The organism is Brachybacterium hainanense (assembly GCF_042434575.1).
Classification (GTDB): Bacteria; Actinomycetota; Actinomycetes; order Actinomycetales; family Dermabacteraceae; genus Brachybacterium; species Brachybacterium hainanense.
Genome location: NZ_JBHLSV010000011.1, coordinates 54,748 through 70,346, shown reverse-complemented (window position 1 = coordinate 70,346; position 15,599 = coordinate 54,748). Strand labels below are relative to the sequence as shown.

General features: G+C 73.7%; 14 protein-coding genes. 7 read left to right on the top strand and 7 right to left on the bottom strand.

The annotated features are described in order from the left end of the window. Positions 1-75: 75 nt before the first annotated feature. Positions 76-2,004, top strand: coding sequence for an HNH endonuclease signature motif containing protein (locus ACFFF6_RS10720; protein WP_376980508.1), 1,929 nt, complete (start codon positions 76-78; stop codon positions 2,002-2,004). A gap of 33 nt (positions 2,005-2,037) precedes the next feature. Here the strand turns inward: ACFFF6_RS10720 and ACFFF6_RS10715 are convergent, their stop codons facing one another. The 5 genes from ACFFF6_RS10715 to ACFFF6_RS10695 are packed head-to-tail and all read right to left on the bottom strand — an operon-like array spanning position 2,038 to position 7,385. Then, complete coding sequence (locus tag ACFFF6_RS10715) at positions 2,038-3,396, bottom strand: LLM class flavin-dependent oxidoreductase (protein ID WP_376980506.1); 1,359 nt, start codon at positions 3,394-3,396, stop codon at positions 2,038-2,040. After that, a complete protein-coding gene (locus tag ACFFF6_RS10710) occupies positions 3,393-4,490 on the bottom strand; it encodes an LLM class flavin-dependent oxidoreductase (RefSeq protein WP_376980504.1) in 1,098 nt (365 codons plus the stop codon). Before ACFFF6_RS10710 ends, ACFFF6_RS10715 begins: the two co-directional genes overlap by 4 nt. After that, a complete protein-coding gene (locus tag ACFFF6_RS10705; protein WP_376980502.1) occupies positions 4,487-5,482 on the bottom strand; it encodes a transporter substrate-binding domain-containing protein in 996 nt (331 codons plus the stop codon). Before ACFFF6_RS10705 ends, ACFFF6_RS10710 begins: the two co-directional genes overlap by 4 nt. Positions 5,483-5,523: 41 nt before the next feature. Then, positions 5,524-6,369 (bottom strand): amino acid ABC transporter ATP-binding protein, encoded by an 846-nt coding sequence (locus ACFFF6_RS10700; RefSeq protein ID WP_376980500.1) that lies wholly within the window; start codon positions 6,367-6,369, stop codon positions 5,524-5,526. Beyond that, a complete protein-coding gene (locus tag ACFFF6_RS10695) occupies positions 6,366-7,385 on the bottom strand; it encodes an amino acid ABC transporter permease (protein WP_376980498.1) in 1,020 nt (339 codons plus the stop codon). The genes ACFFF6_RS10700 and ACFFF6_RS10695 overlap by 4 nt, the downstream gene beginning before the upstream one ends. Before the next feature lie 148 nt (positions 7,386-7,533). Between ACFFF6_RS10695 and ACFFF6_RS10690 the strand changes: the two genes are divergently transcribed. Further along, positions 7,534-10,107, top strand: a complete 2,574-nt coding sequence (locus tag ACFFF6_RS10690) for an FAD/NAD(P)-binding protein (RefSeq protein WP_376980496.1) — start codon at positions 7,534-7,536, stop codon at positions 10,105-10,107. Positions 10,108-10,137: 30 nt separating this feature from the next. Here ACFFF6_RS10690 and ACFFF6_RS10685 read toward each other — a convergent pair whose 3' ends face one another. After that, the gene (locus ACFFF6_RS10685) at positions 10,138-10,347 is read right to left on the bottom strand and encodes a hypothetical protein (protein WP_376980494.1); all 210 of its coding nucleotides are present in this window, start codon (positions 10,345-10,347) and stop codon (positions 10,138-10,140) included. 180 nt (positions 10,348-10,527) lie between these two features. Between ACFFF6_RS10685 and ACFFF6_RS10680 the strand changes: the two genes are divergently transcribed. The 5 genes from ACFFF6_RS10680 (at position 10,528) to crcB (ending at position 14,985) form a co-directional block, all read left to right on the top strand. Continuing rightward, entirely contained in the window at positions 10,528-12,522 is a 1,995-nt protein-coding gene (locus tag ACFFF6_RS10680) for a GMC oxidoreductase (protein WP_376980492.1), read from the top strand. Between the two features lie 130 nt (positions 12,523-12,652). After that, positions 12,653-13,519 (top strand): sigma-70 family RNA polymerase sigma factor, encoded by an 867-nt coding sequence (locus ACFFF6_RS10675; RefSeq protein ID WP_376980491.1) that lies wholly within the window; start codon positions 12,653-12,655, stop codon positions 13,517-13,519. Positions 13,520-13,710: 191 nt separating this feature from the next. Then, positions 13,711-13,947 carry a hypothetical protein gene (locus tag ACFFF6_RS10670; protein WP_376980489.1) on the top strand — a complete coding sequence of 79 codons (237 nt, stop codon included), beginning with the start codon at positions 13,711-13,713 and terminating at the stop codon, positions 13,945-13,947. A gap of 136 nt (positions 13,948-14,083) precedes the next feature. Next, the gene (locus ACFFF6_RS10665) at positions 14,084-14,605 is read left to right on the top strand and encodes a CrcB family protein (RefSeq protein ID WP_376980487.1); all 522 of its coding nucleotides are present in this window, start codon (positions 14,084-14,086) and stop codon (positions 14,603-14,605) included. After that, entirely contained in the window at positions 14,602-14,985 is a 384-nt protein-coding gene (gene crcB, locus ACFFF6_RS10660) for a fluoride efflux transporter CrcB (protein WP_376980485.1), read from the top strand. Before ACFFF6_RS10665 ends, crcB begins: the two co-directional genes overlap by 4 nt. 32 nt (positions 14,986-15,017) lie before the next feature. Here the strand turns inward: crcB and ACFFF6_RS10655 are convergent, their stop codons facing one another. After that, entirely contained in the window at positions 15,018-15,278 is a 261-nt protein-coding gene (locus tag ACFFF6_RS10655; protein WP_376980483.1) for a hypothetical protein, read from the bottom strand. Positions 15,279-15,599 lie beyond the last annotated feature (321 nt).

The window sequence follows — 15,599 nt, the reverse complement described above, 5'->3', positions numbered from 1 at the left end:
TTCGAACAGGATTTCGATACGCGGTGCTGGTCGGCGAGGAGATCATCCGCGCACAGGACGGAGGAGGTGGCAGGCATGGCTCAGGCGTACATCCCGGGGGCGGAAGGCTTCGGGTCTCCGGGCGGGGAGGGGCCGCGCCATCGGCTCGGCCTGGTCCGCTCCCGGACGGCGGGGGCCGAGGCTCCCGCTCCCGCTCCCGCTCCCGCTCCCACTCCGGGTCCGGACGAGGAGGCCTCCTCCTCATCGACGAGACCGGCACCGAAGCCCCCGGCTCCGGAGCGGCGCGATCCGGCGGTGCAGCGCGAGGTCGACCGGGTGCTGGCGAAGATCCCGGAGCGGCTGTCGGGCGGGGGACGGCGCGCTCGGAAGACGGTCACCCGCGACACTCTCGCGGAGGAGGCCTGCCTCACGGATGAACCGGAGCTCAGCGAGGTCGTACAGGACATCTGGGATGTCGTGGCGGAGGAGGGGCCGCTGCTGGGGAGGAAGCTGAGGGCGCTGTCGAAGCTCTGGGGCGGGGACGCCGAGTCGCCCTTCCCGGACCCGGACGGCGATATCGAGGCGCTCGCGGCAGCGACCGGGATGCGGGTGCCGGTGCGGCGTGCGGATCACGAGATCCGGGACGCGAGTCACGCGGTCTCCACCCTTCCCGCGTGCCTGGCGATGCTGGAGGAGGGCGTGTTCCCGGCGCCCTGGTTCACGCACCTGCTCCGCCGCTCCCGCCGACTGGAGGACACCTCGCGCCTGGCGCTGGACGAGGTCGTGCGGACCTGGAACATGCTGATGGGGGCAGAGGGGTTCTTCACGAAGGTGAACGCGCTGATCTGCTGGCTGCAGGAGCTCGAGCGCGAGGAGCAGGAGCAGGTCCCGGTGCGGCGCGATGTGCGGCTGCGTGCGGGAACCGACGGGCTCGCCTGCCTGGAGGTCACCGGTCCGGCCCCGGAGCTCCTGGCGACCTCGCATCGCCTCGACGTGACCGCCCGCGCGGTGCAGGCCGCGCAGCGCCTCGCGCTCGAGAAGGGGACGGACATCCCGTGGGACGTGGACGGGAGCGTGGCGGAGTCGGGGAAGCCGGCGGCGCTGGATGCGCTGCGGTATCTGCTGCTGACCCGGGCGGAGCTGGATCCGCAGGGCGTCGAGATCCCGGCGGAGCGGTTCCGGATCACCGTGACCGTGCCCGCCCTGACCCTTCTGGGCGCCGTGGAGGCGCCAGGGCTCGTCGATGGGCATGCGCCGATCCCGGCGGACCTCGCACGTCTGCTCGCGGCCGAGGAGCCGACCTGGTACCGAGTGCTGACCGACCCCTGCAGCGGAGCATTCCTCCCGATGCCGGCCGATGCGTACCGTCCCTCGCGAGCGATGCAGGAGCACCTGCGCCTGCGCAGCGGCCTGTGCGCAGTGCCGGGCTGTGAGCGATCCGCGCGGGTCGCGGTCGAGTGCGATCACATCCAGGAGTGGCTCGAGGGCGGGCCCACCGACATCGAGAACCTGCACTGGCTGTGCCGGTTCCACCACCAGGAGAAGACGGAGGGGCGGATCGACCCGGTGCGGCTGCACGGAGCCCGCATCGAGGCCGATGGGACGCACGTGCCCGGTCTGACCCGATGGAGGATCCGGACCGTCCGCGGCGACGAGGCGGTCGTGGATGCCTGGGACCAGACCGATCTCGTCGGCACCCTCGCCCTGGAACTGCTCGACGAACACTACCGGTATCACCCGAAGACCCTCTGCGACATCGACTGTCGGCATTTCGGTCAGCATCTCCCGCGGCCGCCGGGCGAGGACCCCGGAGGTGGGGCCGAAGACGGCGTCCAGGGAATGATCGGGACCGGTGACAGCCCCCGCGGGGCGGACTGGCCTGGCGGAGCTCTCGCATCGGCGCGGCAGGACGGATTCGGTGGCCTGGGACGCGAGGGCTCCAGAACCGGCACCATGGCGGCGTCCCCACCCCCGCCCCCATCCGTGCACGACCCGTTCGATTCCTATGGCGACCCTCCTTTCTGAGCTGCCCGCCCCCACCGGGCACATCGGTGAGGATCAGCCGGGGATCGGCAGACCCAGGTTCTCGCGCAGCGTCGACCCCGCGTACTCGGCGGGGTACACGCCGCGCTCCTGCAAGCGCGGCACGAGCTCGTCGACGATGTCGTCGATCCCGTGGGGCACCAGCCACGGCGTGATGTTCAGGCCGTCGATCGCGCCGACGGCCGCGAACTGCGCCAGATGATCGGCGACGCCGTCGTACCCGCCGATGAACGCGCCGCGCCGCGAGCCGGCCTTCTCCCGCGCGAACGCGAGGATCGACAGGCCTCTCTCCGCCGCCTCCGCGCGCCACGACTCCGTCAGCTCCTTCGCCTTCGCGAACTGGAACCCGGCCCCGCGCGTGACGCCGGACTCCACGACCTCCGGTTCCACATCGGGCAGCGGACCGTCCGGATCGAAGGCCGACAGGTCCCGCCCCCAGTACTGCTCCAGCAGCGCGATCGCCTGCTGTGGGCCCACCTGCAGGTCCCGGACCCAGCGGAACTTCTCCTCCGCCTCCCGGTCCGTCGGGGCGAGCACGAACACCGCCCCCGGGAAGATCTGCACGTCGTTCGCGCTGCGCCCGGCCGCGACCGCCCGCTCGGCCAGATCCCGGCGGAACTCGATCGCCCCCGGCAGGTCCCCGAAGGGGGAGAAGATGACATCCGCGGTGCGGGCCGCGAAGTCACGCCCCTGCGGCGACACGCCCGCCTGGAACAGCACCGGCTCGCCCTGCGGCGACCGCGGCAGCGTCCCCCTCGCCCGGATCGCGTAGTGCGCCCCGTCGTGGACGACCTCCTCGCCCCGCCACACCTGCTGGGCGACCTTCACGAACGCCTCCGCATGCGTGTACCGGTCCGCATGGTCCAGATAGCCGCCGCGACGGAAGTTCTCGCCCGTCCACGCGTTGTCCGTGGTGACGATGTTCCAGGCAGCCCGCCCGCCGGAGAGCAGGTCCAGGCTCTGCAGCCGCCGCGCCAGGTCCACCGGATCGTTGTAGGTCGTGTTCTGCGTCGCGACCAGGCCGATCCTCTGCGTGATCGTCGACAGCGCTGCGAGCAGGGTCTGCGCATCGGGCCTCCCCGCCACATCCAGCTCGAGCGGCACCTCCCGATGCTCCCGCAGCCGCAGCCCCTCGCCCAGGAAGAAGGCCGCGAACCTCCCGCGCTCGGCCGTGCGGATCAGCGTCTCGAAGGACTCCCACGCCACCTGGTCGCCGCTCTGGGGAAGGCGCCACACCGTCGAGGAGTTCACCCCCTGGAAGAAGACGCCCAGGCGCAGCTGCCCGGTGGGCCGATGCGCCGGATGGATCGGATGCTCCGCCGGGCCGGTCGTGAGGGTGGAGAGGTCGTGGGAATGCAGGGCGGTCGTGGTCATCGGATCTCCTCCACGTGGGGTTCGGGGGCGGGCGGAGCGGGCGCCGCAGCGGGCGCGGTGGCGGGGGCGGGCTGCCGGGGAGCGACATGGTCGGTGAACAGGCTGGTCTCGCCGCGGGCGATGCGCGCGCGGTCGGAGCGTCGCGCCGGATCGATCACCACGTCATGGCGCGGCAGGCCCAGCTGCTCGCGCAGGCTCGCGCCCTCCGTGGGCGCCGCCGTGATCAGGCCCTGGTCCCGCAGCGCCTGCGCGACTTCGGCGAGAACCGCCGCGAGGTCCGCATCGGGGATGAGCCCCACCAGGCGCACCAGGCGGATGCGACCGACCTCGGCGCCGGGGGTCGCCCCCGCGGTCTCCTCCGCAAGCGCGGTCGCGACGAGCTCGACGATCCTCTGCGGCGGCAGGCCCGCGACGGGGACGTCGAGGGCGCGACCGTCGGCCGCGGCGGCGACCTCCTCGCCGACGACCGCGCGATCCGCATCGGCCACCAGCACCGGGACCTGCCCCTGCGGCGAGCGAGGCGTGATCGCCGGGCCGCGCACCGAGAAGGTCCTGCCCTCGAAGTCCGCGTACTGCAGGCGGGCGGCGGCGACGTACACCCCGGAGCCGATGTCCCGCACGACCGCGTCATCGGTCCAGGAGTCCCAGATCAGCCGGCTCGCCTCGAGCACGTCGGCGGCCTCCTGCGCGGTCTGCTCGGCGTCCAGCTGCGGACGGCCCACGGCGGCGGGGACCGCCGGGTCGGTCGCAGCCGTGACCAGCCAGCCGGAGCGGCCGTGGGCGATGTGGTCCAGGCTCGCCAGCTGCGTGGCCAGGTGGAAGGGCTCCACGTGCACGGCATCGGTGCGGGCGAGCACGCTCGCGCGACGAGTCGCGGGGGCGAGGGCGGAGGCCGCGTGGATCGGGTGCAGTCCGCCATCGGAGAGGACGATCGCACCGATCCCGGCGGCGTCGATCCCGCGGCCCAGCTCCGCCAGCGACGGGGCGAGCGCCGGATCCGTGACGAGGTCGACCGCGAGGACGGGCAGGGCGGGCTCCGCATCCGCGGGATGCGGCGCAGGGATCGGAGAGGACAGGGTGGATGTGCTGGTCACGGGTGCTCCTTGGTGTGGGCGCGGGATTCGGTGAGGGCTTCGGCGGTCAGGCCCCAGCGGGCGAGGACCTGCCCGTAGGTGCCCTCGGCGATCAGGGCGTTCAGGGCGGCGGCATACGCCTCGACGAGGCCGCTGCCGCCCAGGAAGGTCGCGGCCACGAGCGTCTGATCGGGCCACCCGGCATCGATGCGACCCTGGATCTCCATGTCCTCGCGGCGCGCGGCGATGAAGGACAGCGTCGCGAAGGGGGCGATGTACGCGTCGATCCGGCCGGACCCCAGCGCGAGCAGCGTGTCCGCCTCCGTCGAGTAGTTCTTCAGCTCCGCGGGCGCCTTCCCCTCCTTCGTCAGCTGCGCGTTCCAGTCGGTGAGGATCCGCTCCTGGTTGGTCGCCGCGCCGACGGCGATGATGCGACCGCTGATCGACTCCGGGGACTCGAGGAAGAAGTCCGCACCCTTCTTCGCGAGGAAGGCCATGTAGGCGGCGCGATACGAGGCGAAGTCGAACTTCTGCAGCCGCTCCTCGTTGATGCCGATGTTCGCGTGGACCACGTCGAAGTCGCCCGAGCCCAGCTTGAGCGGCCAGTTCTCCCAGGTCGTCAGCAGGATCTCGAACTCGAGGCCCAGCTTGTCCGCGACCAGGCGGGCCACGTCGATCTCGGAGCCGATGTAGGTGGTGTTGTCGTCGGCCAGGAACGACAGGGGAGCGGAGCTGGTGCCGTTGATGCCGACGCGCAGCACGCCGGATGCGCTGACCTCCGCGGGCAGGAGGGCGGCGACGGAGGCATCGGCCGTGGAGCGGATCAGCTCCTGGGTGCCGCTCGTGTCGACGGCCGCGGGCGACTCGGTGCCGCCGCCGTCCGAGGCGGCCGAGCCGCCCACGGCGGGCGCGGCCGCCTTCGAGGTCGGGTCCGCGCAGGCGGCGAGGCCCAGCAGCGGCAGGGCGAGGAGCGACGCGGCGACGGAGCGTCGGCGGGGGAGGCGAGAGGTCATGGGGACTCCAGGGTCGGGGACGGCGACGGGACGGGGGTGGGTCATGCGGCGCTGACCCGGCGCAGGAAGGAGCGGGTGCGCTCGTGCTGGGGGGCGTCGATGACGCGGGAGGGCGGGCCCTGCTCGAGGATCTCTCCGCCGTCCATGAAGACGACCTCATCGGCGACGGAGCGGGCGAAGGCGATCTCATGCGTGACGATCACGAGGGTGCGGCCCTCGCGAGCGAGGTCGCGGATCACGGCGAGGACCTCCTCGACGAGCTCCGGGTCCAGGGCGGAGGTCGGCTCGTCGAACAGGAGCACCGCCGGCTCGAGGGCGAGGGCACGGGCGATCGCGACCCGCTGCTGCTGCCCGCCGGAGAGCTGGCGGGGGTACGCATCGGCCCGATCGGCGAGGCCTACGAGGGCGAGCAGCTCCCGGGCACGGGCCTCTGCCTGCCGGCGCGGCACCTTCAGGGCGCGGCGCGGGGCCTCGGCGATGTTCGCCAGCGCCGTCATGTGCGCGAAGAGGTGGAAGCTCTGGAACACCATGCCGATCCCGGTGCGCTGGCGCAGGACCTCCTTCTCCGGCAGCTCGTGGAGCACGTCGCCCTCGCGGCGGTAGCCGATGATCTCGCCGTCGACGCTGACCAGGCCCGCGTCGACGGTCTCCAGATGGTTGATGGTGCGCAGCAGCGTCGACTTCCCCGAGCCGGAGGGGCCGAGGATCGCGGTGACCGTTCCCGGACGGACGGTGAGGTCCACGCCGCGCAGCACCTCGAGGGTGCCGAAGGACTTCCGGATGCCGCGCAGCTCGACGAGGCCGCGGCCGGACCGAGCGGGAGCGGCGGTCCCGGTGGCGGCGGAGGCTGCGACCGTGGTCGGGGCGGACGGGAGCGCGGCGCTCATGCGCGGACCTCCTGGGCGGTGGGTCGCGGCGCGGAGAGCCGGGCGCGCAGGCGCTGCAGCGGGGTGGGCGGGAGGGTGCGGACGGCGCCGCGGGCGTAGTGCCGTTCGATGTAGTACTGGCCGATGCTCAGCGCCGAGGTGATCACGACGTACCAGAGGGTCGCCACCAGCAGCATCGGCAGCACCTCCTGCGTGCGGCCGTAGATGAGCTGGACGGTGAAGAACAGCTCCGCATGGGCGAGGACGTAGACGATGCTCGTGCCCTTGACCAGGCCGATGACCTCGTTGAACGCGGACGGGAGGATCGCCCGCATCGCCTGCGGGAGGACGATGCGCGCGGAGCGGTCGCGAGCGGGGATGCCCAGCGCGCTCGCGGCCTCGAGCTGTCCCTGGTCCACGGACAGGATGCCGCCGCGGATGAGCTCGGCCGCGTAGGCGGCCTGGTGCAGGCCGAGGCCCAGGATCGCGGCGAGCATCGGCGTCATGAGGTCGCTCGTGCGGGCGTCGACGAGCGTCACGCCCGTGAAGGGGATCCCCAGGACGACCCGCTCGTACAGGTAGCCCAGGTTGTACCAGAGCAGCAGCTGGACCAGCAGCGGCGTCGAGCGGAAGACCCAGGAGAACGTCCAGGCCACTCCGGACACGAGGGTCGAGCTGGACAGGCGCATGAGCGCGAGCATGAGGCCGAGGCCGAAGCCGACGACGCCGGCGGCGACGGTGAGCTTCAGGGTCTCGGCGAGGCCGCGGAGGATCGACTCGGCGAAGAACCAGCTGCCCACGACGCCCCATTCCCAGCGCGGGTTGGTGATGAAGGACCAGGCGACGGCGCTGAGGACGAGGGCGACCGCGATCGTGAGCACGATCCGGCCCGGGCGGCGCGCGGGCACCACGCGGAAGGCGGGGAGCCCCGGCGCCTGCTCGGATGGGGAGGGCGGGGGCGCGGAGGCGGCGGGCGCGGGGACGGCCGAGGTGCGCGTCGCCGGCGCCGGGGGGACGGCGGTCGTGGTGTGGCTCATGGCGGATGCTCCGTGACGAGGTGTGAACCGGAGGGGATCGGTGGCTTGCGGGGATCTGATCCATAGGTGACTCTAATGAGTGTTCAAGGGTCACGCTATGAGTGATCCATAGTGCGTCACATGCGCACGTCGGAGGGAGAAACCAGCGATGACCTCGCATCTCGTCATCATCGGCGGAGGCCCCCGCGCGATCGGCGTGCTCGACCGCATCGCGGCCCACGCCACCGTCTCCGCGCAGGCGCAGAGGCTGGAGCGGCACGGGCTGAGCATCGACATCGTCGACCCCCACATGCCCGGCGCCGGCCGCATCTGGCGATCCGACGAGAGCCCCCTGCTCCTGATGAACTCCCGCGCCCGCGACGTCACGATCTTCACCGACGACTCCGTGCAGGCAGACGGCCCCGCCCACCCCGGCCCATCGCTCGCCCAGTGGGCCGCCGCGATCCGCGACGGCGAGATCCCCGCGCCCACGGCGGGAACCGCCCGCCTCGCCGAGATCCGCGCCCTCACCCCCGACTCCTTCGCGAGCCGCCGCGTCCAGGCCCTGTACCTCGAATGGTTCTTCGGGCAGGTGCTCGCCCGGCTCCCGCAGACCGTGGAGGTGCGCGTGCACCGGACCGTCGCCACCGCCGTCCACCGCGACGAGTCCTCCGCCCGCCGCGAGGACGATGATCCCGGATGGCTCGTCGAGCTCGACGGTCGGGCTCCGCTGCGCGCCGACCTCCTGCTGCTCGCCGCCGGCCACACCGACGCCCGACCGAGCGCGGCCCGCTACGAGCTCGCCGCCTTCGCGCGCCGCCACGGCGGCACCTACCTGCCGCCCTCCCAGGCCCGCGATGCAGACCTCGAGAGCCTCGGCGCCGGCCAGGACGTGATCGTCCGCGGCATGGGACTGGGCTTCATCGACCTCATGGCCCTGCTCACCGAGGGACGCGGCGGCACCTTCCGCGCCGATCCCCGCCCCGACGACCCCGACCGCCTGCGCTACACGCCCTCGGGCCGCGAGCCGCAGCTGTGGCTCGGCTCCCGGCGCGGCGTTCCGTACCACTCCAAGGTCGCAGGCGAGGGCGTGCCCGCCGCCCCCGCGCAGCTGGTCCACGTCACCCCCGAGAACCTCCGCGCCCGCGAGGACGCGCAGGGCAGGCTCGGCTTCGTCGAGGACGTGCTGCCGCTGATCGCCCGCGAGATCGCGCGCGCCGTCCCCGGCGCGCCCTGGCCCGCGGACGGGGACCCGCAGCCGCTGGCCTGGCTCGATGACCCGCTGGCCTCCCTTCCCGCCGGCGCCGGACCCGAGGCGGTGCGCGCCGCCGTCGTCGAGCACATCGAGCAGGACCTCCGGGAACGCCAGGGAACCGGTGGCACCGATGTCGTCCCCGCCCGCGCCCTGTTCCAGGTGCTGCTGCGCCTGAGCGGCGTGCTCGTGGACCAGCTGCCCGCCCACCGCCTGCGTGAGGACTTCCACGGCGCCTACCCCCGCTGGTGGCACTCCCTGTTCAGCTTCATCGACTCGGGGCCGCCGCCGCACCGCCTCCACCAGCTCCTCGCCCTCGAGCGCGCGGGCGTGGTCGCCTTCCTCGGCCCGGACCTGCAGGTGCGGGCCGACGCCGAGCTCGGCGCCTTCGTCGCCCGGGGCCGCGGCGGCGTCGAGGTCTCCGCCTCCGCGCTCGTGGACGCCTTCCTGCCCGAGGCCTCCCTCGCCGACTCCACCGACCCGCTCCTGCGATCCCTCGTCGGCGCAGGCGGCACCGAACCGCTCGGCCGGGAGTCCGACGCCGCCCCCGGGAAGCTCGAGGTCGACGCGCAGCACCGCGTCCTCGCCCCCGACGGCACCCCGCAGCCGGGTCTGTGGGCGATCGGGGCCTGGACCTCGGAGCTCCCCATCGGCGCCTTCGCCCGGCCCGGCACGAACGCGCCCTGCTTCCGTCTGGGGGATGCGCTGGCCGCCCGTCTGCTCGACGCGGCAGCGGAGCACGCCCGCCTCCGCCAGAGGCGACGGGCAGCCCCCGCCCCTCGCCCCGCCGCTCCGAGGAAGGGCGGAGCGGATGCGGAGACGGGTGCGGCGGCGGAGGATCCCCGGCAGGTGCGGCGCCGGCTGCTCGCCGCGCCGCGCGTGGGCATCCTCGGGCCGGGACGGATCGGCACGGCGCTGGGCCGCGCGGCGCTCCGGGCCGGACTCGAGGTCCACGTCGCCGCGCGCCACGGCGGCGCGCCGCTCATGACCCGGCTTCCCGGCGCGCGCCACGTCCCCGTCCGGCACCTGGGGCGCGGCGTGGACATCGTCCTGCTCACCGTGCCGCTGCACGTCGCCCTGCAGATCGCGCCGGAGGCGCTGCGCGGCACGATCGTCGTGGACGCCACCAACCCCTGGGGCGAGGAGGACCGGCGCGCCGTCGAGGCGGCCCGCGCCCGGCTGGGCGCAGCGGCCTCGACGAGCGAGCTGCTGGCCGCGCACCTCGTCGGCGCACGGGTCGTGAAGTCGCTGAACCACATCGGCTACCACGACGTGGAGGACGCGGGACGGCCCGCCGGGGATCCCGAGCGGCGGGCGCTCGCCGTCGCCGCCGATGATCCGCACGCCGCCGACGCCGTGGGAGTGCTGCTGAACCGCCTCGGCTTCGACGCCGTCCCCATCGGCCCTCTCGCCGAGGGGCGCCGCCTCGAGCCCGGGGCCGGTCTCTTCGCCGGCTGGAGCACCCGCAGCGAGCTGATCCGCGCCGTCTGAGCGCTCCTGTGCGGGGCTCCGCCCGCCCGATCAGCCGGTGATCGTCGAGATGATGCCGGTCGTGGGCGTGCTCGGCTGCGCCTGGGCGGTGATGCCGAGGGAGGCGCCCGTGTTGGCGGCGACCAGAGCCACCGTCGCCATGCCCATGCTCGAGGCGATCATGATCCGTCGCAGGGCCGTCATCGTCGGCGACTCCGCGGCACGAGCCTGCGCGGGCTGGCCGGCGTCGTTCGTCTCCATCTGCGCTCCTTTCGTGCGCCCGGTCGGGATTCCTCCCGCCCGGATGTGACCCCAGCCTCGTGCCCGATGCTGTGATGCGCCTGTGCGGCGCACGTGATTCGGCTCGGATCCGCGACCTCCCGCCGCACCGCGCGCTCCCGGCGCACAATGGGGCGGTCCCGTCGCCGAGATCGGAGTTCCATGACCACTCCCGCGCCGACCGATGCCCGCACCGCCGCCGTCCGCGAGCGCATCGCCGCCGTCCTCGACTCCCCGCTCCGACGTCCCGCGCTCCGGGACGAGCTCGCCGCGCGCCTCCTCGATCTCGCTGATGCCCACGCGATGACCTGGGCCGATGCCCCTCTCGACCCGGTCGCCGAGCGGGCGCTCGTCGGCGACCTGCTGTACGCGCACGGTCTCGCGGCCGACCGGGTCTCCCCGGTGCTCGCCCCGCACGTCGGCGCCTGGTCGCCGCCGCCGCTGTCGGAGGAGCCGCCCGCGCTCCTGCGACCGGAGGACCTCGCCCGCCCCGAGGACGTGCAGGACGTCTATGACGCGGTCGTCGTCGGCTCCGGTGCCGGCGGCGGCATGGCCGCCCAGGCCCTCGCCGAGGCTGGGCTGCGCATCCTCGTGCTCGAGCGCGGCGGCTATCCGCGGTCGCGGGAGCTCCTGCGGGACCACCTGCGCACCCCGCGCGCCTCGACCGGCCTGTTCCCCCTGACGGGTCCCGGACCCGATGCCGAGACCCGCGGCGTCGCGATCGGGCAGGGCCCCTTCCGCGACGTGCCCGCACGCGACTGGCTGTGGAACGGCAACGCGATGACCCTGGGCGGCGGGACCCGCGCGTACGGGGCGCAGGCCTGGCGCTTCGCTCCCCGCGACTTCGCCATGGCCAGCACCTACGGGGTGCCGGAGGGCAGCTCTCTCGCCGACTGGCCCCTTCGCTACGAGGACCTCGAGCCGTTCTACACGCGCGTCGAGCAGCAGCTGGGGGTGAGCGGCGGGCCCTTCACCGACCCGTGGGCCGGGCCGCGCAGCGCCCCCGTGCCGATGCCGGCCCTGCCCGTCTCCCCGATCTCCGAGCGCCTCTCCGCCGCCGCGGCCCGCCTCGGCTTCGGCGTCCAGCCGGTGCCGCTGCTGGTGAACTCCCGTCCCTATGGCGGGCGCGGCGCCTGCATCCGCTGCTCCCAGTGCATCGGTTTCGAATGCCCTGTCGCCGCCCGCGCCGGCAGCCACTCGACCACGCTGCCGCGCGCCCTCGCCAGCGGGAACGCGACGATCCTGGCCTCCGCGCAGGCGAGCCGGGTCCTCGTCGACGGCGCCGGACGGGCCCGCGGCGTCGCGGTGGTCGGGGAGACGGCCGAGGGCCGTCTGTGGCGGCGCGAGATCATCGCCGGCGTCGTCGTCCTCGCCGCCGGAGCGATCGAGTCGGCGCGCCTGCTGCTGGACAGCGCGACCGATGCGTTCCCCGGAGGCCTCGGCAACGCCGCCGACCAGGTGGGTCGCCATCTGCAGGGCCACTCGTACGGCGGGGCGTCCGCGCTCTTCGCCGAGGAGGTCGTCGATCTGCGCGGCCCCGGCCCCCGCACCTCCACCGCCGACTTCCGTCATGGCAACGACGGGATCATCGGCGGTGGCATCCTCGCCGACGAATTCGTGCCCACCCCCGCCTCGACCCAGCGGGCCCTGCGCGAGACCGGGCTGATCGCGGCCGAGGAGCCCGTCGGCTCGCCCGTGATCGAACGGGCCATGCTCCGCTTCGCCCGTGTCATGGGCCCCATCCAGGAGGTCACGACCGCGGATTCCCGGGTGCGCCTGGATCCAGGGCGGCGCGACCGCTTCGGCCGCACGCAGGTGCGGCTCTCCGGCAGTCTCCACGCGGAGGACCTGCGCGGACGCGACATGCTCATCGCCCGCGCGGCCGCCTGGCTCGAGGAGGCCGGGGCACAGCGGGTCGTGCCGATGCGCCCCATGTCCCTTCCCGTGCCCGTGAGCGCCGGCCAGCACCAGGCCGGGACCCTGCGCATGGGCGAGGATCCCGCGACCTCCGCGACCCGTCCCGACGGGCAGGTGTGGGGGCACGAGGGCCTGTTCGTCGCCGACGGCTCCACCCATGTCACCAACGGCGGGGTGAACCCGGTCCTCACGATCCTCGCGAACGCGCTGCGCATCAGCGAGGGCATCGCCGCGCGCTGAGAGCGGCGGCCCTGGGGAGGAGACCCTGCCGCGGCGGGAGCGTCCGCGGTCACATCGGCGCCCGCGCGTGCGTCAGGGAAGGAGAGTCCGGCGGATCGGCCGGGCCGGAGGGAAGGATGAGGAGATGGGCATGAGGGAACCAGCGGAACCGTCGCGGCATGCGGATCTGCTCGCGGAGCGGTTCGAGCAGGAGCGACCCCGGCTGACGGGGCTCGCGACGAGGATCCTCGGCGATGCGGTGGAAGCCCAGGACATCGTCCAGCAGGCCTGGCTGCGGCTGGACGGGACGGCCGAGCCGATCGACTCGCTGCCCGCCTGGCTGACGACGGTCACCACCCGGCTGTGCCTGGACCGCCTGCGCCGCCTCACCCCGGTCCCCGCCGAGGAGGTCGAGCCGGACGAGCAGGTCCCGGACCCGGCCGAGGACGTGGCCCTCGCCGATGCGGTGGGTGTCGCGCTGCAGGTCGTGCTGGACCGGCTGAGCCCGCAGGAGCGGGTCGCCTTCATCATGCACGACTCCTTCGGCTTCGAGTTCAGGGCGATCGCCGCGGTCCTGGAGACCACGCCGGTCGCGGCCCGCAAGCTCGCCTCCCGGGCGCGCGCCAAGGTGGCGCAGCCGCGCGCGGAGGATCCGCTCGCGGACTGGGAGGTCGTCGACGCGTTCATGGATGCCGCCCGGGGAGGCGACTTCCGCCGGCTCATGGAGCTGCTCGCCCCCGATGCGCGGATCGGTGCCGATGAGCAGGCGATCCTGACCGGGACGCCGTCCCGCATCGAGGGAGCGGAGGCGATCGCGACCTTCTTCGACGGCTCGGCGCATGCGGCGCTGCCGGTCAGCGTCGACGGGCGGGCGGGAGCGGCCTGGTTCCACCGCGGCGAGGCGAAGGTGCTGTTCGACATCACCGTCGTGGACGGCCGGATCCAGAGCATCGACTTCCGTGCGGATCCCGCCGTGCTCGCCCGCGTGGTGCGTCGTGACGGCCCGGAGGCACGATGACCAGGTTCGATGCGTGCCGGGCGGCGGGACCGTCCGCATCTGTCACATCCCGGACCGCCCGCGCGTCATGAGAAGTGACGGCGATATCGAGGGTCCGGAGGGTCCGCGGCATCGTCACCGGACGATCGGGCGCACGAGCGCCCGGCGACCACCAGCCCGTGAAGAAGACCATCCCATGAAGGAGCACGACCATGAAGACCATGACCTGCCAGCAGCTCGGCGGCCCCTGCGATCTCGCCCATCAGGGCGCGACCGCGGATGACGTCATCCACGCCCAGGACGCCCATCTCAAGGCCGCGGTGAAGGACGGCGACACGACCCACCAGCAGGCTCGCCAGGAGATGAAGTTCCGCTGGCTCCACCCCAAGCAGTCTCTGACCTGGTACAACGACGTGAAGGCGGCCTTCGCCGCGCTGCCGGAGGACTGACGGGGCGGGGGTGTGGGAGCATCGACGGGTCGCTGCGGCGGCGGGGCTCGCGACGCAAGGCCCGGGACCGTCCACCGCAGCCCCCGCCTCGCCGGTGCACGGCAGGCTCCGTGCACCCGGACGGGAGGAGAGACCCATGGCCGATCCTGCGCCCGCACCGTCACCGCGGCGCGCACCCCGGCCGCTGCACCTGCGGCCCGGTGCGATGCTGCTGGTCCTGCTCGGCGGGAGCCTCGGCGTCGCGGCGCGTGAGGGCCTGATCCTCGCCGTCCCCGCATCCGGGATGATCCCGTGGACGATCCTCGGGATCAATCTCGCCGGCGCCTTCCTGCTGGGAGCGCTGCTGGAGGGCCTGGTCCGCGCCGGCCCCGAGACGCCGTCGCGGCGCTCCCTGCGACTCCTGCTGGGCACCGGGCTGTTGGGCGGCTTCACCACCTACTCGACCCTCGCCGTCGGCGTCGCCTCCCTGCTGGGCGCCGGGACCGGTGCGACCGGGGCGGTCGGTGGAGGGACGGGCGTCGCGGCCGGGATCGGCTACGGCCTCGCGACCGTCGTCCTCGGCGCGGTCGCGACCGGGGCAGGGGTCCTCGCCTCCTCCTCCGGACACCGGCGCCTCCTCGGCGAGGAGCAGACCGGTCCGGGGAGGACGGGCCGATGACCCCGCTGCTGTTCTGCGCGATCGCTCTCGCCGGCGGCCTGGGCTGCGTCGCCCGCCTCGTCCTCGACGGCGTGCTCCGCTCCCGGCTCGTGGGCGTGCTGCCCTGGGCGACGATCCTCATCAACGTGAGCGGCTCCTTCCTGCTGGGGCTGGTCGCCGCACTCGCCGGCGGTGCTGTGCTTCCCCCGGGGGTGCAGCTCGCCGTCGGCACCGGCTTCCTGGGCGGGTACACGACCTTCTCCACCGCGAGTCTCGAGACGGTCCGGCTCCTGCAGGAGAGGCGGTGGACCGCCGCGCTGCTCAACGGCCTGGGCGTCCTCGCCCTCGCGACTGCGGCGGCGGTCCTCGGCCTCGGAACGGGCATGCTCCTCAGCGGGTGAGGGGCCGATGGGTGCCTGGGGTCCTCCCCGGCTCAGCCGCGGGCATCGCCCTCCGCCGTCATCGCTGCCTTCTGCGCGGCGAGCCACAGAGCCCATTCCTCCGCCTCGGTCATCTGCGGTGCGGTGTAGTCCACCCCCTCCAGGGCGAGCGCCGCGCGGGCGTACCAGGCGGGAGAGACGACGATCGCGGACTCCGCCGTCCCCCGGCACAGCACACGGATCGGTTCGATCTGCGATCTGGCCAGCAGCGAGCGGAGGTTCGCGCGGAAGTCTGCGGTGGTGACGTTCTGCATTCCTCGAGGCTACGGCGCTCTCGTGATCGGCCCGGGGCCGATGTGGACGGCTTCGGACTGGGGAGGAGGAGCGCACACGCCCGCGGCCCGAGCCGTGGTTCCGACGTCCCGGATCCGCGGTGCCCCGGCGTCGGAGCGGAGGCGCAGCGGGGGAGAGGCGGGCAGGACGCACAGGCTGAAGCGGGTGCAGGAGGACGAGCCGAGAGACGAGAGAGGTGCGCGGACAGGGGCGAGCCGCGGGGGAAGGCGCGGAGGCTGAGGGGGACACGAGGAACGGGGGGCGAGCGAGAGGGAAAGGGAAAGGGGATGTCCGTTCGGAGA

What these genes read in the sequence shown, in the direction of transcription:
- ACFFF6_RS10720 (WP_376980508.1), top strand. Translation starts at nt 76, where the DNA reads ATGGCTCAGGCGTACATCCCGGGGGCGGAAGGCTTCGGGTCTCCGGGC.
- ACFFF6_RS10715 (WP_376980506.1), bottom strand. Translation starts at nt 3,396, where the DNA reads ATGACCACGACCGCCCTGCATTCCCACGACCTCTCCACCCTCACGACC.
- ACFFF6_RS10705 (WP_376980502.1), bottom strand. Translation starts at nt 5,482, where the DNA reads ATGACCTCTCGCCTCCCCCGCCGACGCTCCGTCGCCGCGTCGCTCCTC.
- ACFFF6_RS10700 (WP_376980500.1), bottom strand. Translation starts at nt 6,369, where the DNA reads ATGAGCGCCGCGCTCCCGTCCGCCCCGACCACGGTCGCAGCCTCCGCC.
- ACFFF6_RS10695 (WP_376980498.1), bottom strand. Translation starts at nt 7,385, where the DNA reads ATGAGCCACACCACGACCGCCGTCCCCCCGGCGCCGGCGACGCGCACC.
- ACFFF6_RS10690 (WP_376980496.1), top strand. Translation starts at nt 7,534, where the DNA reads ATGACCTCGCATCTCGTCATCATCGGCGGAGGCCCCCGCGCGATCGGC.
- ACFFF6_RS10685 (WP_376980494.1), bottom strand. Translation starts at nt 10,347, where the DNA reads ATGGAGACGAACGACGCCGGCCAGCCCGCGCAGGCTCGTGCCGCGGAG.
- ACFFF6_RS10680 (WP_376980492.1), top strand. Translation starts at nt 10,528, where the DNA reads ATGACCACTCCCGCGCCGACCGATGCCCGCACCGCCGCCGTCCGCGAG.
- ACFFF6_RS10675 (WP_376980491.1), top strand. Translation starts at nt 12,653, where the DNA reads ATGAGGGAACCAGCGGAACCGTCGCGGCATGCGGATCTGCTCGCGGAG.
- ACFFF6_RS10670 (WP_376980489.1), top strand. Translation starts at nt 13,711, where the DNA reads ATGAAGACCATGACCTGCCAGCAGCTCGGCGGCCCCTGCGATCTCGCC.
- ACFFF6_RS10665 (WP_376980487.1), top strand. Translation starts at nt 14,084, where the DNA reads ATGGCCGATCCTGCGCCCGCACCGTCACCGCGGCGCGCACCCCGGCCG.
- crcB (WP_376980485.1), top strand. Translation starts at nt 14,602, where the DNA reads ATGACCCCGCTGCTGTTCTGCGCGATCGCTCTCGCCGGCGGCCTGGGC.
- ACFFF6_RS10655 (WP_376980483.1), bottom strand. Translation starts at nt 15,278, where the DNA reads ATGCAGAACGTCACCACCGCAGACTTCCGCGCGAACCTCCGCTCGCTG.